We start from the raw sequence: 20,994 nt of genomic DNA on the forward strand, positions 1-20,994 counted from the left end.
GAGCTCCCGGGCCCTGCGACCCAGGGCCCGAAACAGCAGAAATCCGGCTATACCCCTACACTAAGCCGCCCCACGGTGCCCCGCATCGGCCGCGCGCCTCGTCACCCGCCCAGGAACTGCGCCTCGGTGATGGTGTCGTCCGCCGGGGGCGCCGTGATGCCCGAGGGGCTGGTACTGAAGCCGGAGTAGTCGATCCGGTCCGGGTAGACGTCCGTGCCCATCCGTGTGGTCACGAGCATCCGCACCGGGAGGCCGTCCGCGCCGATCCACGCGTCCACCGTCCGGCTCACGCCGTCCTGCCCGGAGACGGACGGCGAGGGCGCCGGGGCGAGCGCGGCGAGGTCGGCGACACCCCGGTAGTGCCAGGCCGGTACCCCGTCGACGGTCTCCTGGCCGACCCGCTGGATGCTCCGCGCGCTGCCGAGCAGCCTCAGCACGGTCCAGGGGTCCTGGACGAGCGCCGGATCACCGGCTGTCTGCTGGTCGTGGGGCGAGGCACCGGGGCCGGCCAGGACGGTCACGACCCAGTGCCTGTACCCGAAGTGCGAGCCGAGCCCCTGGGGGTACTCCTGGTAGAGCGCGCCGTCGGCGAACACCGTCGGCATCGTCGGGAACCCGGCGAGCCGGTACCGCAGGTCCACGGTGAGGGGCAGCCGGCCGGCGTGACCGGTCATGGTGGCCGTGCCGTTCCACTCCGTGTCGGTGGCGTGGACGGTCACGGACCGGTAGCCGCCCGCCTTCTGCGCGGCCAGCGCGACCGCGGCGGAGGCGCTCCCCGGCGGCGTCGGCAGAGCCGTCGCGGCTTCCCTCTCGGCACCGGAGGAGCAGGCGGCGGCCGTGAGGGCGGTGAGGGCCGCGAGGGCGGCCGCCACGGCGGAGGCGAGCAGGCGCCTGCGTGGCGCGGGTCGGTGACGCACGGTGAGTCCCCAGGAGGCGGTCGGATCGGTCGGCGGCGAAAGGATCGCAGCTCGGGGCTGCTCGTGCACCAGGATTTCTCAGTCCTCGTCGTCCTCCGCGCCGTCCTCCTCCGCACGGACCTCCAGCCGCAGCAGGTGCACCGTCAGCAGCGCCTGGGCCAGGAAACCCTCGACGGAGTCCAGCGCCCGGCGGGCCTCGCGGATCTCCCCGTCGTCCACGGCTGCCTGGGCCGTCAGCAGGTCCGCCGCCGCCAGCGCGCAGGCCGCCGCGCCCGCGACCCCGGGCGGGCCCGCCTCGTCGTCGTCCTCGACGTCCTCGGCGTCCGTCTCCTCGCCCAGCGCCGCGCCCACGTCGAACGCGGTGCGCTGAAGCCGGTGCACCAGCACCGCCCGGTGCACGACCGGGTCGTCGCTCTCGGTGCGCCAGCCGTCCTGGAGCGCGGACAGGCCCTGTGGCGGCTCGTCCTCGGTGTCGACGACCGCGGCCACCTCGAACTCGACCCGGCCCAGCAGCCCGCCCAGCAGCTCCGGCAGATCGTCCTCGGTCGGCCCGTCGGGCCGGTACTCCGGATCCGCGACCACCTCCTGGCCCAGCACGGACAGGGCGTGCACGACCTGGTCCACGGTGACCGGGGCGGGGCTGTGCAGGTCCATGTCGGCTCCCTCACGTGCGGCTGCGTCGAAAGTCGGATCCCCCAGACTAGGACGCGTGACGGCTCTCGAGGACGACTTCACCCCCGCGCAGATCACGCGTTCCCGCACCCGCAGGCGGGAGGTGGCACCCCTGCGGTACACCTCGATGCTGCTGGCCCTCGCCGTTCCGGCGGTCCTCGGCTTCACCCTGCTCGGCGCCGGACTGGTGCGCGCGGCCGGCCGGGTCGCGGGCGGCGGCTGGGTCGCGACCGCCGCGCTCGGCGCCGTGGCCCTGCAACTGGTCACGTTCCTGGCAGCGTTGCCGCTGTCGTTGCGGGCCGAGGCGGTCAACCGCCGCTGGGGCCTGTCCCACCGCGGCGCGCGGCTGTTCGCCGCCGACGCGGCCAAGGGGCTGGGGATCGGCGCGACGCTGTTCGCCGTGGTCTCCGTGGTGCTCTACGGCCTGATGCGGTGGCAGCCGGACACGTGGTGGGCCTGGGCCGCGCTCGGCGCGGCGCTGCTCGTGGTGGCGCTGTCGTTCCTGCTGCCCGTCGTGGTCGAACCGCTCTTCAACCGGTTCACCCCGCTGCCCGACGGCGAGCTGCGCCGCGCGCTCATGGCCATGGTCGAGGCGTCCGGTGTGCCCGTTCGGGACATCCTGGTCAGTGACGCGTCCCGGCGCACCAGCGCGGTCAACGCCTACGTCTCCGGCATCGGCCGCACCCGCCGGGTCGTCGTCTGGGACACCACGGTACGACAGGCGGCGCCCGAGGAGGTCGTCGCCGTCGCCGCGCACGAACTCGGCCACGCCGCGCGCCGCGACGTCCTCTACGGCACCCTGACCGGCGCGGTCGGCGCCGCCGCGGTCACGTGCGCGCTCGCCGCGGCGCTGCACTGGACGCCGCTGCTGCACGCGGCGGGCGTCACCCGCGCCGCCGACCCGCGCTCGCTGGCGCTGGTGCTCGCCCTCGGCACAGTGGCGGGCGTCCTCGGCGGGCCCGTCTACAACGCGCGCAGTCGCCAGGTCGAGGCCCGGGCCGACGCCTACGCCCTGGACCTGACCCGGGCGCCGGAGACCGTCGTGGCGATGCAGCGCCGGCTCGCGGTGCTCAACATCGCCGACCTGGAGCCGCATCCGCTCGCGGTCGCCGTCTTCGCCACCCACCCGCCCACCACGGCCCGCATCGCCCACGCGCGCGCCTGGGCCGCCGCCCACGGCCTCCCGGATCCGCCCCACCTGCCCGCCTGACGCGTCCGGCGGCCCACCGCTCAGGTCGGCCCGGCCGTGCTCCGGGTCGTGCTCCGGGCCGCGCCGCAGACGGCCGACTCGGGCTCGGCCACGGGATCCACGACTGCCTCGGTGCGTCGCTCGCCCGGGTGGAGACCGAGATCACGCTCGACGCCCTGCTGACCCGCTTCCCGCGCCTCGCCCTCGCGGTCGACCCCGCCGATCTGCGGTGGCGACCCTCGGTGCGGGCCCGGGGCCTGATCCGCCTCCCGGTCCTGTGCGGGGCGCGGTCCGGCCGGGCCGATTCGCTCCCGGCCTGGGTAAGCTGACGGCATGTCCGACGACGACGGTGTGTCTCAGCCCGTGCAGCCGATTGCCATGCCGCAGCAGGACCCGCAGCCGGGCGTGCAGCAGGGGCTGCCGGGGCCGGGTGCGATCGCAGCCACCGCGCCGTTCGACCAGTCCGCCGTGGAGTCCGCGCGTGACGCGCTCGAACGGGCCGCCAAGCCCGAGCTGATCAACGAGCTCCTGGCGAGCGGGGTCGCGACCGCCTCGGTCACCGCCGCGTCCACCGTGCTCAAGGCCACGATCGACGCGACCACCCAGCGGCTCAGGAATCAGCAGGACGCCGAGACCGACCGGCTTCGCATCGCCGCCGAGACGGAACGCAGCGCGCTGCACGAGCGCGAGGAGACGAAGCGGGCCCGGCTCGCCGCGCGGAACCCCGAGCCTCCCGCCGCACCCACCGAGGTCTGACGGCATCCTCCCGCGGCCCGCCGCGGCGACACGACCTCGGCCGGCCCATTCGCGCCGTTGCGGAACCTGACGGCGTTTCACTCCTCTCATGGACACGACCACGCGCCGAACCCTGCGCCTGCTGGCGGCCGCCGCCCTGCTCACCGCCGCACTGGCGGCCTCCGGCCCGGCCCCTGCCACCGCGCAGACCCGCGCCGCCGTACCGCTGACAGCCGCGCTGATCCTTCCCGACGGCCCCGTGACCGGGCCGACACCCGTGCTCTCCTATCACGAGACGGCGGACGCGACCGTCCCCGCTCCCGGCCGGCCCCGTTTCTCGGACCTGACGATCACGCGCTACGCGGGGGACACGACGACCACCTTCCTGCGGCGGCTGCTGCCGCAGCGCATCACGCTCCAGCACGGCGCCGCGCTCACGCTCACCCCGGCCGGACAGGCCCACCCCCGGATGGAGATCACCCTCTCCGGCGTCACCGTGACTTCCGACGAGATCTCCGGCAACAACGGCGGGATCCCGGTGGAGAAGGTCACCCTCGGGTTCGTCACCATGGGCGTCGAGGTGTTCACTCCGAACGGCCACGGCGGCTACACGGAGTCGCAGGGCTGCTCCTTCAACCCGGACGGCACCTACGGCTGCCCGCTGCCGCTCGTGCCCTGAGCTGCCGCGTCGAGCCGCCACCCCGAGCCTCCGCCCCGAGCCTCCGCCCCGAGCCCCCGCGCTGCCGTCAGACCAGGCCCGTCTCGTAGGCGTAGACCACGAGTTGGGCCCGGTCGCGGGCGCCCAGTTTGGTCATGGCATGGGAGACGTGGGTCTTGGCCGTGGCCGGGGAGATGACGAGCTCGGCGGCGATCTCCTCGTTGCTGAGGCCCCGGCCCACCAGGGCGACGACCTCGCGCTCGCGGTCCGTCAGGCCGGCGCCCGCAGCGGCGAGCTCCGGCGGCAACGCGGTGCCGCGCCGGGTGAAGGTGCCGATCAGGCGGCGGGTGACGCTCGGCGCGAGGAGCGCCTCGCCCGCCGCCACGACGCGGACGGCGCGCCGCAGTTCGTCCGGGTCGAGGTCCTTGAGCAGGAAGCCGCTGGCGCCCGCCCGCAGGGCGCGGTGGATGTACTCGTCGAGCTCGAAGGTGGTCACCACCACGACCCGGGTGGCGGCCAGCGCCGGGTCCGCGACGATGCGTCCGGTGGCGGCGATGCCGTCCAGCAGCGGCATCCGCACGTCCATCAGGACCACGTCGGGGCGCAGCCGCGTGGCCTGGGCGACGGCGTCGACCCCGTCGACGGCCTCGCCGACCACCTCGATGTCCTCCGCCCGTTCCAGCAGCGACCGGAAACCGGCCCTGACCAGTGCCTGGTCGTCGGCGATCAGGACCTTGACCACGCGCATCAGCTGCTCTCCCACGGTAGTTCGGCCAGGACCAGCCAGCCGCTGTTCGGCCGCGGGCCCGCCTGCACGCGTCCGCCGAGCGCCTCGGCGCGCTCCCGTATGCCCACCAGCCCGAGGCCGCCGGTGGACGGTGGCGAGCCGGGGCCGGGGCCGCAGCCGTTGTCCGTGACCCGTAGCACCAGCACGTCCCCCTCGCGGGCGAGGGAGAGGTGGGCGTGCCCGGCACGGGCGTGGCGAAGGGTGTTGGTCAGCGCCTCCTGGGCGATGCGGTAGGCCGTCCACTGCACCAGCGGCGTCAGCGACCACACCTCCGGTGCGAGCCGTACCTCGACGTGGAGCCCGCTCTCGCGGAACCCCTCCGCGAGCTCGTCCAGTTGGCCCAGCCCCGGCTGCGGTCGCCCGTCCGCCGCCGGGGCCCGGCCGCGCAGCAGGTCGAGCGCCGCGCGAAGCTCCGGCATCGCCTGTCGCGCGGCGCCGCGGACCAGCAGCATCGCGTCGCGGGCCTCCTCCGTCTCCGGCGGGGCGGCGTCCAGCGCCTCCAGCGCCACGCTGCTCTGTACGGCGACCACGGAGATGGTGTGTGCCAGCACGTCGTGCAGTTCGCGGGCGATCCGCAGCCGCTCCTCCACGAGCCGGCGTCCCAACCGCTCCTCGGCGGCGGCCGACTCCTCCCGCAGGCGTGCGTCGTGCTCGATCCGGCGCCGGCGCGCCGAGTGGGCGACGACGGCGGTCGCGCCGTAGGCGAGGGCCGGCATCGACACGTCCAGGGCGTACCAGGGCAGCGCGTTCGGCGGCAGCGTCGGCAGCAGCCAGACCAGGCCCGCCGCCAGCAACCCGTAGACCAGGCCGTGCCGCTCGCAGTGCAGCCCGAGCGAGGCGCAGGCGAGGAACACCAGCACGGCTGGGGCGAGCCCCGGATACCCGGCGACGTGGTAGCCCGCGACGGCCGCCAGGCACAGCGCGGCCGTCGGTACCGGCCACCGCCTGCGCCACAGCAGCGGCGCTGCGGCCGCGACGACGAGAAGGTAGCCGCCCGGCCCCCACGGGTGCGGGTGCAGGGTGTAGTGCTGCTCCGCCCACACGCCGAAGCAGGCGAAGAGGGTGATGGGGGCGACGACCGCCCAGTCCACCGCGCTTGGTACTTCCGGCGCGGAGGACGGGTCGGCTTGCAGCAGCCGGTTCCAGGCGTGGGCCACGCTGGCAGCGTAGGTGGTCACGCCGTACCCGCGGCAGAGGCACCGCCGCGCCGCGCCCGGCGCGGGGCCAGGCCACCGCGCGCGGAGCGCTGCTGCGTCAGCACCGCCAGGGCCGCGACCCCCGCACTCCACGCGGCCAGGACCGCGAGATCCGCCCAGGTGGGCGGGTGGCCGGCGGCGATCCGCCAGCCGAGGTCGGCGAGCCGGTAGGTCGGCAGGGTGTGCGCCACGTCTTGCAGGGGCGCGGACAGTCGCGCCGGGGGCACCCACAGGCCGCCGAGCGCGGAGGCGGCCATATAGAGGGCGTAGCTCAGCGGGAACGCCGCCTCCGGACCGACCAGCAACCCGACCACCACCCCCAGCAGTGCGAAGGGCAGCGTCCCCAGCCACATCGCGGGGATCAGGGCCGCCCACTGCCACGCCTCCAGGCGGACCCCCTTGGCCACCACGGCCGTCACACAGACCAGCACCAGCGCGGGCAGTGCCACCGCCAGCCCGGCGGCGATCTTCGCCGTGAGCAGTTGGCGCCCCGTCACCGGCATCGCCCGGACCTGTTCCAGCCAGCCGCTGGCGCGCTCGTGCGCGAGCCTCGGCCCGGTGGCGGACAGGGCACCCCAGATCGCGCCGTAGGCGGCCATGGCCACCATGATCTCCACGGTGCCCTGGAGCTGGCCCGGTGGGACCGGACCACCACCGAAGACGGTGGCGAAGAGCAGGTAGAAGCCGATGGGTGCCACCACGGCGAGCGCGAGGTAGCGCGGGTCGCGCAGCATCCGCAGGCATTCGAGGCGGAAGAGAGCCGACGTCATCGGACCTGCACCTCCTGGTCGGTGGCTCGGCCGCCGACGCGGCCCGTGGCGGTGGAGGCCCCGTCAGGCCCGGTCTCATCAGGCACGGTCTCGTCCGGCCCGGTCCCTGTCGCGCGCTCCGCCGCGCCCGCGAGGCCGTCGTGCGCGGCGCCGTCGCCCCCGGAGGCGGAACCCGTCAGGGCGAGGAAGGACTCGTCCAGGCTCGGCGGGGATATCCGCAGATCGCTCCAGTCGGTGCCCGAGGCGACGAGGCGGCGGACCACCTCGTCGGAGGACGCCGCACGGACCGTCGCCCAGCCGCGATCGCGGGCGACCTCGCCCGGCAGCGGCGGAAGCGGCTGCTCCGCTGGGACGCGGAACCGGACGACCGCGCGGCCGCCCGCCTCCCGGATACGGGCGGGGGAGCCGTCGGCGACGACGCGGCCGTGCGCCATCACGACGACGCGTTCCGCGTTCTCCTCGACCTCGTCGAGGTAGTGGGTGGCGAACACGATCGTCCGGCCCGCGGCCGCGCTGTCGCGCATCGCGGACCAGAACTCGCGGCGACCCTGGACGTCCAGCGCGCGGGTCGGCTCGTCCAGCAGCATCGTGTCGGCGCCTGCCACGGCCACCAGCGCGAACTTCAGCCGTTGCGCCTGGCCGCCGGACATCCGGTCCACCCGCCGCCGGGCCAGGCCGCGCAGCCCGGCCAGCTCCAGCGCCTCCTCCACCCGGAGCGGGGCGGGGTACATCCGCCGCGCGAGACCGACCAGCTCCGCTGCGGTGACGCCCGGCATCAGCCCGCTGTCCTGCAGCATGGCCGCGATCCGGCCCTCGACGACGGCCTGACGCGGCGGCCGCCCGGCCACCGTCACCGAACCGGTGTCCGGCGCGGCCAGGCCCATCGCCATGGCCACCGTGGTGCTCTTGCCGGCCCCGTTGGCGCCGAGCAGTGCGACCGTCGTGCCGCGCCCGATCTCCAGGCTGAGACCGTCGACGGCGGTCACCGCGCCGAAGCGTTTCGTAGCCCTGTCCAGGGCGATGGCTGTCTCCATGCCCCCGATCGTCCAGCGCGGGGCACCCCCGCGCGTCGGACGGCGGATGCGACCCCGAGCGGCTCAGCTACTCCCGGGGATGTAGCCGAGCCTCGGCATTCTTCTGCCGAGTCTCACCATTTTCTGAGGAGCGTGATCGATAACGCCGGATATCGGCCGTTATGGTGAGCGCATGGAAGAGAACCGAGCGCTTCACGTCGTCGACGCGCTGCGTCAGCGCGGGGTCGACGCCCATCTCGCCCGCGAAGGCGTCTACCAGATCGGTGTGCGTGTCTCCCTGCCCGACGGGCGCGAGGCCCTGTGGGACACCGACGACACGATCACCCTCGAGGCGCAGGTCATGCGGGACGGCATGCTGGTCGGCTTCGTGCCGGCGATCGCGGGCTCGGAGAGTTTCGACCTCGCCCAGACCGTCGACGCGATCGCGCGCGCCGACTACGACCAGCCGATCGCCGTCGAGCGCGCCACCGCGCCCCCGCCCGCCGCGCCGCTGCGGCCCGAGGGCGGCCTGTTCCGCCGGTTCCTGGGCGGCTTCCGCGAGCACTGATCCCGAGGGCGCGGCAGCCTCAGTCCTGACGGCGGCGCCTCGGGACGATCCGCAGGATCGCCGTCGCGACAGCGATCATCGCGAACGCCGCCAGGAAGATCCACAGCGGCGAGGCCGCGCCGGTGGCCGCCAGGGTGCCGCCGGTCGCGGCTCCCGCGCCGAGCGCGGGGGTGGGATTGGTGTACACGCTTTGCTCCTCGTCTCTCGTCAGCTCTCGCCGCGGGTCACCAGCTCTTGCGGCGCCGCAGCAGGGCGTCCAGGTAGGCCTTGCCGTGGCAGGCCTGCAGGAAGTAGTCGACGACCAGCTCGTACATCAGCGCGGCCGGCAGCATGTACCGCCATCCGCGCTTGCGCAGCGTCACCACGCGTTCGACGACGAACACCCCGGTGACCGCGAGCCAGAAGATCTTGATGTTCACCGAGCCGTCCACGGACAGCGCCCATACGAGGGTGGCCAGGTAGAGCGCCGAGGCGACCACGCCCAGCATGGTCAGCAGTTGGCGCCCCCAGTACCGCCAGGTGATCCGGGTGAGGCCGTACTGCGCGCAGTTCTCCACCGCGCCCCGCTTCCAGCGCAGGCGCTGCCGCCACAGGGCGCGCCAGCCGGACATCACCTCGGTGCTCAGCGTGCACTCGGGTGGCGAGATGATCCGCCCGCCCAGGTGCAGGATCGCGAAGGTCAGCTCGTTGTCCTCGGTCAGCACCGTGGTGTCGTAGACGCCGCCCGCGCCGTCGCCGGCCGGGAGCCGGCCGTCCAGCCGGGCCGCGGAGACCGCGCGCAGCGTCTCGGCCCGGAACAGCGCGGCGGTGCCCGTCAGCACCAGGCAGCGACCGCCCAGGCGTTCCACGTCGCGGGCGTAGCGGGCGTACTCGTTGCGCTGCAGGTGGCCGACGAACCCGCCGCCGGGGTCGCCGCGGAAGATCCCACCGATGCCGCTGTAGCCGCGGTCGAGGCGGTCCAGCGCGGCGGCGAGGAATCCCGGGTCGAGTGCGCAGTCGGCGTCGGTGACCAGCACCGCGTCGTGGTCGGTGAGTTCCGGCAGCAGGGCGGCCAGCGCCTGGTTGAGCGCGCCGCCCTTCTTCGCGCGGTTGCCGCGGGTGGTGAACACCTCCGCGCCCGCGGCCAGGGCGAGCGGGACGGTGGCGTCGGTGCAGTTGTCGGCCACCACGACCGTCCGGACGGCGGTGCCGGGATGCCGGTCGAGCTCCTGCGTCCCCAGGGCCGCCAGCGCCCGGCGGATCACGTCCTCCTCGTTGTGCGCCGGGACGAGCACCAGGACCTGACGCACCAGGACCTGACGCCCCGTCGGGGGAGCGTCGGTCACCTGCGCGGTCGCCACGTCACTCACCTTCCGTTCCGCCCGGCGGCAGGGATGCCGGGTACGGAAGAGAGCCTCGCGGGGGAGGGGGACGCAAACGCGACAGCCGCCCTACAGGAGCGCGACAAGGGGAGGTGAACGGCCGTCAGGGAGGAAAGGCCCGGGTCTTTCGTCCTGCGGGGCCCGGCCGCCGTGGGACCTTGGTCCCGGGTGCCGCACACCTGGCGGACAGTCGGACGGTCAGGGGCCTGTTCGTGCGCCGCCCAGTGGTCACACCGCCGGACCGGTGTAGCGCAGGCCGACGCCCCGCACGGTGTCGATCGGGGCGGGCGCACCGGTCGCGGCGCCGACCTTGCGCCGCAGCCGTCCCGTCGCCGCCTTGACCCGGTCCGGGTCGTTCGCGTCGGACAGCTCCCACACGGACCGCAGCAGCTGTTCGTACGTCAGCACCTGTCCGGGGTGCCGTGCCAGCAGCGCCAGCAGGTCGAACTCCAGGGTCGTCAGCGCCAGCGCGTGCCCGCCCGCCGTCGCCTCTCGCCGCATGGGGTCGATCCGCAGCCAGCCGTCGTCCGTGGCGGGGTCCGCGCTCGCGGGCCGACGTGCGCCCGCCCGCAGCAGGTGGTGCAGGCGACCCTCGACCACCTCGGCCGGTGGAGCCCAGGCCACGTAGTTCCCCGCCCCGAGGGTGAAGGCCCGCCGCGCGTTCGCGGCGGAGTACGTCTCATCGACGACGGTGATCGGAATCCCCGCCATCTCGCGGACCAGTGGCACGACCTCCCAGGCGCTCAGTCCCTCCAGCGCCGTGCCGATCAGCATCAGCCCGGGGCGCCTCTCGTACACCGCGCGCAACGCCTCCTCGCCCGTGCCCGCGGTCACCACCGACACGTCGGCCGGCTCCAGCAGCGAGAGCACGTGTGCCCGCAGCCGGTCCGCGACCGCCACCAGCACGGGCGGCAGCCCGTTCGACCCGGCCGTGCTGTCGGCGCCCTTTCTCACCACGTCCCCCTCCGCCTTGTCCTCCCGCACCGCGCGCGAGCCTGCTGACACGACACTCCGTCTCCGGCCCGCCCACCGCAACCGGGACGCTCCGTCACCCGTTCCCGGTCCGGCCGCCGGAACGCCCGGCGCAGAGCTCGGCGCCCGTGCCCTGACGGCGCGTCGGGCCGATGGCGGGCCACATGAATTCCACAAGGACACCTCCTACCGTCGCCGACGGTGGCGCCCGGCAGGTCGGGGAGGTGCGTGGTGGTGGTGTCCAGTTCGAGCGCAGGGGTGACCGCGGAGGTCTCGGCGCGGGGGCAGGTGGCGCACCTGCTGCGGCGGGCCGGCTTCGGCGGACGCGCCGCCGAGCTCGACGCCGCCGAGAAGGCCGGATACGAGGCCACGGTGGCGACGCTGCTGGCCGGGCCGCCGGGAACGGCGGACGCCGGGGTCGCGGCCACGCCGCCGCCCGCCTTCACCGCGATCGCGCCGCCCGGACGTGACCCGGCAGCCCGCAGGCAGGCCAACCGCGAGCGTGCCCAGCAGGCCGCGCAGCTCGCCGGATGGTGGCTGGCACGGATGGTGCGGGCCGACGGGCCCCTGGTGGAGAAGCGCACCTGGTTCTGGCACGGCCACTGGGCCACCTCGATCCAGAAGGTGCGCAGCGCGCCGCTGATGCTCGCCCAGAACCAGACCCTGCGCACCCTGGGCGGCGGGGACTTCGGCACGCTCGCGCAGGCGATGGTCCGCGACCCGGCGCTCGCCGTCTGGCTCGACGAGATCGGCAGCACCAAGGCCGCCCCGAACGAGAACCTCGCCCGCGAGCTGATGGAGCTGTTCACCCTCGGCGTCGGCCACTACACCGAGCTCGACGTGCGGGCCGCTGCCCGCGCCCTGACAGGCTGGCGCCTTGACCGCTCCGGCGGCCGGCTGGTCTTCGTCCCGGCCGCCCACGACGACACGCCGAAGACGATCCTCGGCCGCACCGCCGACTTCGACTCCGTCTCCCTGGTCGACCTGCTGGTCGGGCAGCCCGCCTCGCACGCCTGGGTGGTGACCCGGATGTGGAACCGCTACGCCGCGCCGGGCGAGGTCCCCGCCGACGTGATGGTCCGCCTCCAGGCCGCTTACGGCGACGGACGCGACCTCACCGCGCTCCTGCGTGCCCTGCTCCTCGACGCGGTCTTCCGCAGCTCCACCGTCGTCGGCGCCCTCGCCAAGCAGCCCGTCGAGTACGTCGTCGGCGCGCTGCGCGCCCTCGGTGTCACCCCGGACGACACCGACCAGGCGGTTCTGCTCGGCACCTTGCGCCGCCTCGGCCAAGTGCCGTTCGAGCCGCCCAACGTCGGCGGCTGGCCGGCCGGCGACGCCTGGCTGACGGCTGCCGCGGCGCAGGCGCGCCTCGACTTCGCCCGCTGGGCGGTGACCAAGGCCGACCTCGGCGCCGTGAGTGCGGCCCCTACCGACTCCCGCGTCGACGTGGCGGCTCGGCTGCTCGGGCTGGACGCCTGGAGCGACCGCACGCGCACCGCGCTCCAGGGCGTGGCATCCGAGCCGCGCACCCTCGTGGCCCTCGCCCTGGCCGCCCCCGAGTACGCCGTCAACTGACGTCACCCACCCAGTGTTCGCCCGAGAGAGGACGGAACCGGAATGGACCTGTGGACCCGGCGCAAGTTCCTGATCGCCTCCGGGGTGGCCGGCGCGAGCGCGCTCGCCGCCGGTGGCGCGTTGATCGGTTGGCAGGACCTCGCCCGGGGAGCGAGTTCCCGGCCGTTGAGCAGCGGTATGCCCGTCCTGGTGCTGGTCACCCTCTACGGCGGCAACGACGGCCTGAACACCGTGGTCCCGGCCGGCGACCCCGCCTACCAGAGCGCCCGCCCCGAGCTGGCCTACAGCCCCGGGCAGGTACTCGACCTCGGCGAGGGCCTCGGCCTCAACCCCGCCCTCAAGGGCCTGCACAGCCTCTGGGGAGCGGGGCGGCTCGCCGTCGTGCGCGGCGTCGGGTATCCGCAGCCCAGCCACAGTCACTTCCAGTCCATGGACATCTGGCAGACGGCCTCACCGTCCCTGCCGACCACCACGGGCTGGCTCGGCCGCTGGCTCGACGCGCAGGGCCGTGACCCGCTGCGCGCCGTCTCCCTCGGCGGCACCCTGCCTCCGCTGCTCGCGGGTGCCACGACCTCCGGTTCCGCGCTGCCGGTCGGGGCGTTCCACCTGCCCGCCGGAGCGACCCTCAGCGCCTACACCGCGCTCGGTGCCGCCGCGCCCGGCGATCCCGCGACGCTCGCCGCCGCGGCCACCGCCGACCGCGACCTGCTGACCGTCGCCCACTCCTTCGGACCCGTCCTCGACACGCTCGCCGCCACGAAGGAGAGCACCGGCGCCGTAGGCGAGGGCTCACTCGCCCAGCAGCTCGACGTGGTCGCCGCCTGCGTCGCGGCCAAGGTGCCGACCCGCGTCTATGCGGTCAGCCTCGGTGGCTTCGACACCCACGCGGGGGAGAAGGCCACCCAGGAGCAGTTGCTCGGCACGTTCGACCAGGCCGTGAGCGGCTTCCTCGGCAAGGTCGCGCACAGCGCCAACCCGGTCGTCCTCGCCGCCTACTCGGAGTTCGGCCGTCGTGTGCAGGCCAACGCCAACCAGGGCACCGACCACGGCACCGCCGCGCCCCTCTTCGTCGCCGGAACCCCCGTCAAGGGCGGCTTCCACGGCGCCCAGCCCAGCCTGACCGACCTCGACGCCGGGGACCTGAGGTTCACCACCGACTTCCGCTCGGTCTACGCCACCCTGCTGTACCGGGTCCTGGCCGCCGACCCGCATCAGGTCCTCGGTCAGGACTTCCCGCAGCTCGGCTTCCTGTGAGGAGAGTGGCGGGGAGAAAACCGGTTGTCGCTCCGGCAGGCCCAGCCCTAGGCTGACTCTCGCCGAAACCCAAGATCGACTCGGTCCCCAGCAGAAGTCCCGAGCAGGAGGGAGGCCCGTGATGTTCACCCCGAACCCGGCGCTTCCGATCGTCCCCGCCGCCCCTGTGCGTGCGGGCCGGTAGGTCCCACCTCCTGATCGGCCGCGCCTCCCGCTCCACTGCCCCGGAGGCACCGTGCTCTTCCGCCCCACCACCGCGTCCGACCTCGACCGCATCCTCCCGCTCATGGTGGCCGACCCGGCCAGCCGGATGACCCCGGAGAACTACCGCGCCCGGCTCGCCACCGGCGAGTACCGCCCCGCCCGTACCTGGCTCGCCGAGGACTCCCCCGACACCGCGCCGCTCGCTGTGGCGGTCTGGTGGGGTGACGAGGACGACGACCATCCCCGCGCCCTCGACGCGCTGCTCGTGAGCGACGCGTCGGCCGCCGTCGACGCCCGCATCACGCTCGCCGCCGACCTGCTCACCGCCGCCCACGCCGCCTTCGCGCAGGGCGGGACGGCCGAACCGGCGGCGTTCCACCTCTTCCTCCCCGGCGACTGGCGCGAGCGACCCGACGTCGTCGCGGCCCTGACCTGGCGCCAGGAGGCCGCCCGCCGCGCCGGTCTCGGCGTGACCCTGGAGCGGCTGCGCTACGAGTGGACGCCCGGGGACGGGCCGGCGCAGCCCACCGGGCGGCTCACCTTCCACCCCGAGCCGGACGACGAGGTCTTCGTCCAGCTCTTCCGCCGCGTGCTCGAGGGCACCCTCGACACCGGCTCCCGCAAGGACGCCGACCGGATCGGCGCCGAGGCGCAGGCCCGTGAGGACGTGGCGTTCTACCGCGAGCAGATGCGCGGGGAACGGGCGTGGTGGCGCGTCGCCAGGACGCCTGACGGCGAGCCCGTCGGCTTCGGCCTTCCCTCGGCCAACCCCGGTGGCCCCGTCGTCGGCTACCTCGGGGTGCTCCCCGAACACCGGGGGCAGGGGCACGTCGACGAGATCCTCGCCGAGATCACCCGGATTCTCGCCGTCGAGGCGGAGGCGCAGCTCATCCGCGCCGACACCGACCTGACCAACACGCCGATGGCGGCCGCCTTCCTGCGCCTGGGCTACCGCAACGCCTCCCGCCGCCTGGTGCTGTCCGCGACCTGACCGCGCCGCGCCGGCGCGCGCCGGCTACCGCGCCGTGCGGCGCAGGTGCTCGTCGACGAGCGCCAGCGTCGCGCGGGGCTGCTCCAGCAGCGGCATGTGGCCCGCGGCCTTCACGACCTCGAAGCGCGCGTCGGGGAAGGCCGCCGCGTAGGCCGCGCCGTAGGCGGGAGTGACCAGCCGGTCGCTCTCACCCCACACCACGAGCGTGGGCACGCGGACCCGGCCCAGGCGTCGCCGCAGCTTCGGGTCGTACAGTCCGCGGCCGTCCTTCAGCCGCCGCATCGTCAGCGTGTTCGCCTCGCGTACCGCCCGCTGCTCCGGCGTGAACCTCGCCGGGTCGACGTCACCGCGGCGCGGGTCGTGCCAGGTGTGCGCGGCCAGGGCTCGGGCGTCCAGGGACTCCACGTCGACCACCGGTTCCCCCTCCACCACGATGCCCACCGCGTCCAGCAGGACCAGGCCGGTGACCAGGCCGCCGAGGTCGCGCACGACCAGCTCGGCCGCGAGCCAACCGCCGAGCGAGGAGCCGATCACCGCGACCTCGCGCACGCCGAGGTCCTGCAACAGGTGCAGGTAGGCTAGCGCGTAGTCGTCGACGCCGGTCAGCCACTCCGGGCGCGGCGTCCCGTTCCAGCCGGGGTGCACCGGCGCGACCACGTGCGCACCGGTGGCGGCCAGGTGCTCGACCAGCCCCGCGAAGGGCGCGGGGCCCGCGCCGCCGTGCAGGACCAGCACCGTCCGGCCCGTGCCGGACGAGGACCGGGCCTCGGTGAAGGTCACCGGCAGATCGGGGTGGACATCAACGGTGCGGACGGTCGTGGTCGCCATGGCGTCAGCGTAGGCAGTACGCCCGGCCGTCCGTCCAGAGGGTGTGCGCGTGTCCGGGTGCGCCGTTCGCGCCCTTTCGGCAGAGTGTCCCCTGCGAGCACCGTCGGCAGGAGGGATCGGGCATGGACGAGGTCATCGCCGTCACCGGCGCGACCGGCAGGGTCGGCGGGCGGTTGGCCGCTCGGCTGACGGACGCGGGCGCCACCGTGCGAGCTCTGGGGCGCGACGCCGCCAAGCTCGCGGAACTGCCTGTGCCGCAGACCGCCCAGGCGTCCTACGACGACGCCGCGGCCATGCGGCGCGCGCTCACCGGCGTCACCACGCTGTTCCTCTGCTCGGCCCACGAGGGACCGGGACGCGTCGAGATCCACGCCACCGCCGTGGACGCGGCGGTCGAGGCCGGCGTGCGGCGCATCGTGTACCTGTCGTACCTGGGCGCCGCGCCCGAGGCCACCTTCACCTACGCCCGCGACCACTGGCACACCGAGCAGCACATCCGCGGCACGGGCCTGGGCTTCACCTTCCTGCGCGACAGCAGCTACCAGTCCGACCTCGTCGCCATGACCGGCGACGACGGCGTCCTGCGCGGGCCGGCCGGTGACGGCCGCGTCGCGGCCGTCACGCACGACGACGTGGCCGACGCCGCCGCGGCGGTCCTGCTCGCCGGGCCCTCGGCCGGGCACGGCGGCGCCACCTACGACCTGACCGGCCCCGAAGCCCTGACGTTCGCCGAGGTCGCCGCCGCCATCGGCCACGCCGCCGGACGGGCCGTCACCTACCAACCGGAGACCCGCGCCGAGGCGTACGCCTCCCGCGCGGTCTACGGCGCGCCCGCGTGGGAGGTCGCGGGCTGGGTCACCTCCTACGAGGCGGTGGCCTCGGGCGAGATGGACGTCGTCTCCGACGCCGTGCACGCCCTCACCGGCCACGCGCCGCAGTCCTTCGCGGACTTCCTCGCCGCACACCCGCGGACCTATCGGCGCCTCCAGGGCTGACCAGCCCCGGCCGGCGCTGATCAGCCCTGGCGGGCCTTCATCCGCGGGTCCCGCTTGTTGATCACGTACACCCGGCCACGACGGCGGACGATCTGCGAGCCCGGCTGCTTCTTGAGCGACTGCAGTGAGTTGCGCACCTTCACGGGGCATCCCCTTCCTTGCACCGGCCCGGCATGGAGCCCGGACCTCGTGGGCATGCCAACGCCCCCGTGACGCCGCGCATTCCCGGCTGCCTCTTCGGGGCCCGCTCAGCCGATCGCCAGGGCACAGGTCGGCGACGGCGTCGCACAGCGGTGCAGCGCGGTGAGCGTGCCGCTGGTGGCGTCCACCGCGAACACGACGAGGGTGTCGGACCGCTCGTCGCAGACGTAGAGATGCTCGCCGACCAGTTCCAGATGCCGCGGCCAGGCACCCTCGCACGCGAACTCTCCGATCAACCGCGGCAGCTCCTCGCTGGGCACGGCCCGGAACACCGAGACGGTGTCCGCGCCCCGGTTGGAGAGCAGCAGCAACCCGCGGTCCGCGCCGACGCTCAGATGGGCCGGGTAGTTGGTCGCGGTCGCGGTGGTGCTCGCCGCCACCGCCCCCAGCCAGGTGAACCGGCCCGGCTCGGTCTCGCGCAGCACGTGCAGGCGTGCGTCCAGCTCGCCCACCACGTACGCCAGACCGTCCGCGCCGCGCACGAGCTGGCGCGGGCCCGTCCCGGCGGGGAGCGCGGTGACCGCGTCCGGCCCGTCGTCGGAGTCGGCCACACCGGACCGGAGCTGGTCCGTGCCCAGGTCCACGACGGTCCACCGGGCATCGGGACCCGGGACCACCATGTGCGCGTGCGGCCCGTCCTGCCGGTCCGCCTGCGGCCCGAGCGCCTTGGCGTCCCCCTCCCAGGTCCGCGCGCCACCGGACGGAAGCCCGGCCTCGTCCAGGTCGAGGAAGAGCACCGACCCGCTGCGGTAGTTGGCCACGGCCAACCGCCGCCCGCCCTCGCCGACGGCGAGGTGGCAGGGCCACCCGCCCCGGCTCGACACCCGCGCCAGCTCCCTCAGCGACCCGTCCGTTGCGACGCCGACGACGCTCACCGTCCCCGCCCCGTCGACCGCGTCCGCCTCGTTCGCGGTGTAGAGCAACGGCAGTGTCGGATGCCGCACCACGTACGACGGCGACGGCAGCGCGAGCGCGCCGAGCGGCGTCAGCGAACCGTCCGCCGGATCCCGCCGGTAGGAGGTCAGGCCGCTGCCGTGCCCGCCCATCTCCTCGGTGTAGCAGCCGGTGACGAGCAACTGGACGGCGGTGTTCACGCTGGCGTACTCCTCGAAGCGGTCGACGCTTGATCATCGCATGGCCCGATCGCCACCCGGCCTGTTCGAGGCGGTCCCTCCTGCGGCGCGGGCGGGCCTGATAAGTCGCCCCGCTCCGCCCGGACGCCCGAGGCCGCGCAGAGCCGCCGGTTCGGCAGCAGCTAGGCTGCCCCGATGACCGTGGCCTTCTCAGACGAGTTCCTGCACGCCGCCGAGTACCACGCGGCCTGGGGCGTACAGCAACTGGAAGTGATCGACCGCGCCTTCCCGGCCGGGCCGTGGACGGCGGATCTGGACCAGTGCCGCTATGAGTCCGGTGGCCGAAACCTTCGGGTGGGACTGCTGGGCAGCTACGACCTGGCGGAGCAGACGTGGCTGTGGGGCTGGGCCAACCCGGGGTTGGGCGGCAGCGCGGTGGCCGCCGCCAGTGCGCGCGTCGCCGAGTTCGGCCGCCGTCACGGCATCGTGGAACTGCAGCAGGAGGGCGTGTCGCTGGCAGGCTTCGCCGATCCGCGCCGCGCCGCGGAGGCGCTGGCCTTCCTCGGCATGGCATCGCTCGGCGCGCCCGGCTACATCGGCCAGGAGGCCGGTCCGCAGACCCGGGTCTACTTCGTGCCGCAGGACCCGGAGCTGCGGCCCGCGCCGCTGGACCCGGTTGCCATGCCGCGTCATCTGCTCACCGGCGCACAGCTGTTCGGCCGCTCTCCGCGACTGGTGGTCAAGGGCTGGTTCGCTTTGCACGGTCTGACGGTGCAGGAGGCCGCTGACCGGATCACAGCTTCGCTGCCCGGCGGGGGCACTGCTGTGGTGGCTTTCGACTCCGCCGGCCGTATCTCGGGCATCGACGCCGGACCGGTTTCTGCCGGAGCCCACTGAACGTGTCCGTGCCTGGCGCTGCCGGGACTCAAGGGCTTTCGAGCCGGCGGTACCACCACGGGCCGGCGTTCCAGGGACGGCGCTCGTCGGCGAACGGATCGGGCAGCGTACGCGCCAGGTACCGGACGTCGAGCGCCGCCACCTGGCGGCCCAGCTCCGCGCGGGCGCGGGGCGGCAGGCGCCGCAGTACCTCGTCGAGCACACTGCGGGCGTACCGCACGTCGTCGAGGTCGCAGCCGGGGGCGGGGCAGTCGGCCGGCCTCGGGTAGAGCGGGCGCCGGCCGGGGGAGAGGGCGAACTCCCGGTACCGGCGCAGGGCGAGTTCCGTGGCGCCGGCGGTCACGTCGCCGTGGGGGCGGCGCAGTTCCAGGCGCCGGACGTCGCTCATCGCGGCGGCGGAGAGACCGGGGATCGCGCGCCGTGGCACGTCGTGCTCCCAGGCCAGTGCATGGAGTCGGGTGGCACGGAGCGTGCCGGGCCGTCTACGCGGCATGGGCCTTTCGGCTGATCGTCGTCATGCGCGTCATCCTGCCGGACGCCGCGCGCCGACGACAGCCGATTTCCGCGCCGCACCCCCGTCAGCTCAGTTCCCGCAGGACCGCCTGCCCGGCCGCCGCAGCCGCCGCGTAGAACGCCTGGAGGTCGGCGTAGACGTCCCGCAGCGCCTGCGCTCCCTCGCGGTCGCGGCCGCACGGGTACACGTCGTCCAGGTCCATGGCGTCCTCGTCGGCGAAGTCCGCCAGCGTGTCGAACGACAGCCGCGCGAGGAACCCGGCCGCCCGCGCCACCTCCTCCGCCGTCACCAGGCCCGGGGATCGAAGTCCAGCTCGTCCTCCGCCCCGTCGGCATCGAAGAGCGCGCTCCCCATGACCGGGTCGACGGGACACCCGGCCGCCCGCACCAGCCACTGGAGCGCGCCCCACGACTTGTCCAGCGCCAGTGCCGCCCGGAACGTCTCCCCGTCCCGCATCTGTGGGCGCGCCCACACGCGCCCCTCGGCCGCGGCCGCGGCCGCCTCCGGTCCGACCCGCAGCAACTCCACGTGGATTCCCATGACCGCACAGCATGCCGTAGGCCTCCGACATCTCCTGAGGGAGGATCAGGGTCCGGATCCTTCTCAAAGGGCATGCGTCAGGTCGGACCCGGTGCCTACGCTGGCTGCGTTTCGAGCAACCGACCGGGGGAGTGAACATGCGACTGGGAGACAAGGCGACGAAGCGTACCCGTCGTGTCGGGGTGGTCGCCGCGGCCGCGCTGACGGTGGTCGGCCTCTGCGCCGGGGGACCGGCCGTGGCCGCGTCGCGGGCCGCCGCGCAGGACGGCCCGGCGGGTATCCTCGGGGTCCCGACGCAGGTGGCGCACACGCGGCTCGGTGACGTGGGCTACCGCGAGCTCGGCGCGGGCAGCCCGATCGTGCTGGTCATGGGCCACGGCGGGTCGATGGACGACTGGGCGCCGGACTTCGTGGACGCCCTTGCCGCGCACCACCGCGTGGTCGTCTTCGACAACGCGGGTATCGGCGAGACCAGCGCGCTGCCCGCGCCGCTGACGGTGTCGGAGATGGCCGACCAGACGGCCGCCCTTCTCGCGTCCCTGCGGCTGCACCGGCCCACGGTGCTCGGCTGGTCGATGGGCGGCATGATCGCCCAGGCTCTCGCCGTGCGGCACCCGGAACGGGTCGGCCGCCTCGTGCTCGCCGCCACCCTGCCCGGGACCGGCGACGCGCTGCCCGTGCCGGCGGCCGCCGCCGCGGCGCTGGACAGCCCTAACCCGCTGGTCGCCCTGTCGGTGCTGTTCCCGCAGGACCAGACGGCGGCGATGGTCGCCTACGGCCGTGCGGTCCTGCAGTACCCGGACTTCTACAGTGCCTCAGCGGCCGTGCGGACCGAGCAGCGGGCGGCGAGCACCGCATGGACGGCGGGCCAGGACCCGGCGGGCCGGCACATCGGGCGCATCCACGTCCCGGTCCTGGTCGCCGACGGAGCCGAGGACGCGGTCAACCCGCCGTCCAACGCCTCCCTGCTCGCGGCCGACCTGCGCCGCGCGCAGCTGCTGCAGTACCCGGACGCGGGCCACGCCTTCCTCTTCCAGGACGCGCCGGCCTTCGTGGCGGCGGTCGACGCGTTCGCCCGCTGAGC

The 20,994-nt window shown here is 74.5% G+C and carries 26 protein-coding genes; 11 read left to right on the plus strand and 15 right to left on the minus strand.

Going from position 1 to position 20,994, the window contains the following annotated elements:
• Positions 1 to 101: 101 nt before the first annotated feature.
• Positions 102 to 917, minus strand: a complete 816-nt coding sequence (locus ABH931_RS23195; protein WP_370116361.1) for a hypothetical protein — start codon at positions 915 to 917, stop codon at positions 102 to 104.
• A gap of 78 nt (positions 918 to 995) precedes the next feature.
• Positions 996 to 1,571 carry a hypothetical protein gene (locus tag ABH931_RS23200; RefSeq protein WP_370116362.1) on the minus strand — a complete coding sequence of 192 codons (576 nt, stop codon included), beginning with the start codon at positions 1,569 to 1,571 and terminating at the stop codon, positions 996 to 998.
• Positions 1,572 to 1,626: 55 nt separating this feature from the next.
• On the opposite strand from ABH931_RS23200, the gene ABH931_RS23205 reads away from it, so the two are divergent.
• The 4 genes from ABH931_RS23205 (at position 1,627) to ABH931_RS23220 (ending at position 4,192) form a co-directional block, all read left to right on the plus strand.
• Positions 1,627 to 2,799, plus strand: coding sequence for a M48 family metallopeptidase (locus ABH931_RS23205; protein ID WP_370116365.1), 1,173 nt, complete (start codon positions 1,627 to 1,629; stop codon positions 2,797 to 2,799).
• Positions 2,800 to 2,927: 128 nt separating this feature from the next.
• Positions 2,928 to 3,107: a hypothetical protein gene (locus ABH931_RS23210; protein WP_370116369.1), complete on the plus strand. Its 180-nt coding sequence runs from the start codon at positions 2,928 to 2,930 to the stop codon at positions 3,105 to 3,107.
• Between the two features lie 4 nt (positions 3,108 to 3,111).
• Entirely contained in the window at positions 3,112 to 3,534 is a 423-nt protein-coding gene (locus tag ABH931_RS23215) for a hypothetical protein (protein WP_370116371.1), read from the plus strand.
• A gap of 88 nt (positions 3,535 to 3,622) precedes the next feature.
• Positions 3,623 to 4,192, plus strand: a complete 570-nt coding sequence (locus ABH931_RS23220; protein ID WP_370116373.1) for a hypothetical protein — start codon at positions 3,623 to 3,625, stop codon at positions 4,190 to 4,192.
• A 67-nt stretch (positions 4,193 to 4,259) separates the two neighbouring features.
• Here ABH931_RS23220 and ABH931_RS23225 read toward each other — a convergent pair whose 3' ends face one another.
• The 4 genes from ABH931_RS23225 to ABH931_RS23240 are packed head-to-tail and all read right to left on the minus strand — an operon-like array spanning position 4,260 to position 7,958.
• Positions 4,260 to 4,913: a response regulator gene (locus ABH931_RS23225; protein ID WP_370116597.1), complete on the minus strand. Its 654-nt coding sequence runs from the start codon at positions 4,911 to 4,913 to the stop codon at positions 4,260 to 4,262.
• A 5-nt stretch (positions 4,914 to 4,918) separates the two neighbouring features.
• Positions 4,919 to 6,115, minus strand: coding sequence for a sensor histidine kinase (locus ABH931_RS23230; protein WP_370116375.1), 1,197 nt, complete (start codon positions 6,113 to 6,115; stop codon positions 4,919 to 4,921).
• 17 nt (positions 6,116 to 6,132) lie between these two features.
• Positions 6,133 to 6,924 (minus strand): ABC transporter permease, encoded by a 792-nt coding sequence (locus ABH931_RS23235; RefSeq protein WP_370116377.1) that lies wholly within the window; start codon positions 6,922 to 6,924, stop codon positions 6,133 to 6,135.
• Complete coding sequence (locus ABH931_RS23240; RefSeq protein WP_370116379.1) at positions 6,921 to 7,958, minus strand: ABC transporter ATP-binding protein; 1,038 nt, start codon at positions 7,956 to 7,958, stop codon at positions 6,921 to 6,923. Before ABH931_RS23240 ends, ABH931_RS23235 begins: the two co-directional genes overlap by 4 nt.
• A gap of 172 nt (positions 7,959 to 8,130) precedes the next feature.
• Here ABH931_RS23240 and ABH931_RS23245 point away from each other — a divergent pair, with 172 nt between their 5' ends.
• Entirely contained in the window at positions 8,131 to 8,505 is a 375-nt protein-coding gene (locus ABH931_RS23245; RefSeq protein ID WP_370116380.1) for a hypothetical protein, read from the plus strand.
• A gap of 19 nt (positions 8,506 to 8,524) precedes the next feature.
• Here ABH931_RS23245 and ABH931_RS23250 read toward each other — a convergent pair whose 3' ends face one another.
• The 3 genes from ABH931_RS23250 to ABH931_RS23260 form a co-directional block, all read right to left on the minus strand.
• Positions 8,525 to 8,692, minus strand: a complete 168-nt coding sequence (locus ABH931_RS23250) for a hypothetical protein (protein WP_370116383.1) — start codon at positions 8,690 to 8,692, stop codon at positions 8,525 to 8,527.
• A gap of 37 nt (positions 8,693 to 8,729) precedes the next feature.
• A complete protein-coding gene (locus ABH931_RS23255; protein WP_370116385.1) occupies positions 8,730 to 9,845 on the minus strand; it encodes a glycosyltransferase family 2 protein in 1,116 nt (371 codons plus the stop codon).
• A gap of 249 nt (positions 9,846 to 10,094) precedes the next feature.
• Positions 10,095 to 10,871, minus strand: coding sequence for a response regulator transcription factor (locus ABH931_RS23260; RefSeq protein ID WP_370116386.1), 777 nt, complete (start codon positions 10,869 to 10,871; stop codon positions 10,095 to 10,097).
• 204 nt (positions 10,872 to 11,075) lie between these two features.
• On the opposite strand from ABH931_RS23260, the gene ABH931_RS23265 reads away from it, so the two are divergent.
• The 3 genes from ABH931_RS23265 to ABH931_RS23275 all read left to right on the plus strand — a co-directional run bounded on the left by ABH931_RS23265 (position 11,076) and on the right by ABH931_RS23275 (position 14,862).
• Positions 11,076 to 12,413, plus strand: a complete 1,338-nt coding sequence (locus ABH931_RS23265; RefSeq protein ID WP_370116388.1) for a DUF1800 family protein — start codon at positions 11,076 to 11,078, stop codon at positions 12,411 to 12,413.
• A 42-nt stretch (positions 12,414 to 12,455) separates the two neighbouring features.
• Entirely contained in the window at positions 12,456 to 13,667 is a 1,212-nt protein-coding gene (locus ABH931_RS23270; RefSeq protein ID WP_370116389.1) for a DUF1501 domain-containing protein, read from the plus strand.
• A 235-nt stretch (positions 13,668 to 13,902) separates the two neighbouring features.
• The gene (locus ABH931_RS23275; protein ID WP_370116391.1) at positions 13,903 to 14,862 is read left to right on the plus strand and encodes a GNAT family N-acetyltransferase; all 960 of its coding nucleotides are present in this window, start codon (positions 13,903 to 13,905) and stop codon (positions 14,860 to 14,862) included.
• 24 nt (positions 14,863 to 14,886) lie between these two features.
• Here the strand turns inward: ABH931_RS23275 and ABH931_RS23280 are convergent, their stop codons facing one another.
• Entirely contained in the window at positions 14,887 to 15,690 is an 804-nt protein-coding gene (locus tag ABH931_RS23280; protein ID WP_370116394.1) for an alpha/beta fold hydrolase, read from the minus strand.
• Between the two features lie 122 nt (positions 15,691 to 15,812).
• Between ABH931_RS23280 and ABH931_RS23285 the strand changes: the two genes are divergently transcribed.
• Positions 15,813 to 16,685, plus strand: a complete 873-nt coding sequence (locus ABH931_RS23285; RefSeq protein ID WP_370116396.1) for an NAD(P)H-binding protein — start codon at positions 15,813 to 15,815, stop codon at positions 16,683 to 16,685.
• A 20-nt stretch (positions 16,686 to 16,705) separates the two neighbouring features.
• On the opposite strand, the gene ykgO is transcribed toward ABH931_RS23285, so the two are convergent.
• Complete coding sequence (gene ykgO / locus ABH931_RS23290; protein ID WP_370116399.1) at positions 16,706 to 16,828, minus strand: type B 50S ribosomal protein L36; 123 nt, start codon at positions 16,826 to 16,828, stop codon at positions 16,706 to 16,708.
• 105 nt (positions 16,829 to 16,933) lie between these two features.
• On the minus strand, positions 16,934 to 17,980 hold the full coding sequence (locus tag ABH931_RS23295; protein WP_370116402.1) for a lactonase family protein: 1,047 nt from the start codon (positions 17,978 to 17,980) through the stop codon (positions 16,934 to 16,936).
• Positions 17,981 to 18,154: 174 nt separating this feature from the next.
• Here ABH931_RS23295 and ABH931_RS23300 point away from each other — a divergent pair, with 174 nt between their 5' ends.
• Positions 18,155 to 18,856 (plus strand): DUF6882 domain-containing protein, encoded by a 702-nt coding sequence (locus ABH931_RS23300; protein WP_370116404.1) that lies wholly within the window; start codon positions 18,155 to 18,157, stop codon positions 18,854 to 18,856.
• A gap of 28 nt (positions 18,857 to 18,884) precedes the next feature.
• Here ABH931_RS23300 and ABH931_RS23305 read toward each other — a convergent pair whose 3' ends face one another.
• The 3 genes from ABH931_RS23305 to ABH931_RS23315 all read right to left on the minus strand — a co-directional run bounded on the left by ABH931_RS23305 (position 18,885) and on the right by ABH931_RS23315 (position 19,910).
• Positions 18,885 to 19,283 carry a hypothetical protein gene (locus tag ABH931_RS23305; protein WP_370116407.1) on the minus strand — a complete coding sequence of 133 codons (399 nt, stop codon included), beginning with the start codon at positions 19,281 to 19,283 and terminating at the stop codon, positions 18,885 to 18,887.
• Positions 19,284 to 19,434: 151 nt separating this feature from the next.
• Complete coding sequence (locus tag ABH931_RS23310; RefSeq protein WP_370116409.1) at positions 19,435 to 19,659, minus strand: DUF1877 family protein; 225 nt, start codon at positions 19,657 to 19,659, stop codon at positions 19,435 to 19,437.
• Positions 19,656 to 19,910: a hypothetical protein gene (locus ABH931_RS23315; RefSeq protein ID WP_370116412.1), complete on the minus strand. Its 255-nt coding sequence runs from the start codon at positions 19,908 to 19,910 to the stop codon at positions 19,656 to 19,658. The genes ABH931_RS23310 and ABH931_RS23315 overlap by 4 nt, the downstream gene beginning before the upstream one ends.
• 137 nt (positions 19,911 to 20,047) lie before the next feature.
• Between ABH931_RS23315 and ABH931_RS23320 the strand changes: the two genes are divergently transcribed.
• Complete coding sequence (locus ABH931_RS23320) at positions 20,048 to 20,992, plus strand: alpha/beta fold hydrolase (RefSeq protein WP_370116415.1); 945 nt, start codon at positions 20,048 to 20,050, stop codon at positions 20,990 to 20,992.
• Positions 20,993 to 20,994: the final 2 nt, after the last annotated feature.

This window comes from Streptacidiphilus sp. MAP12-33 (genome assembly GCF_041261265.1).
Taxonomy (GTDB): Bacteria; Actinomycetota; Actinomycetes; order Streptomycetales; family Streptomycetaceae; genus Streptacidiphilus.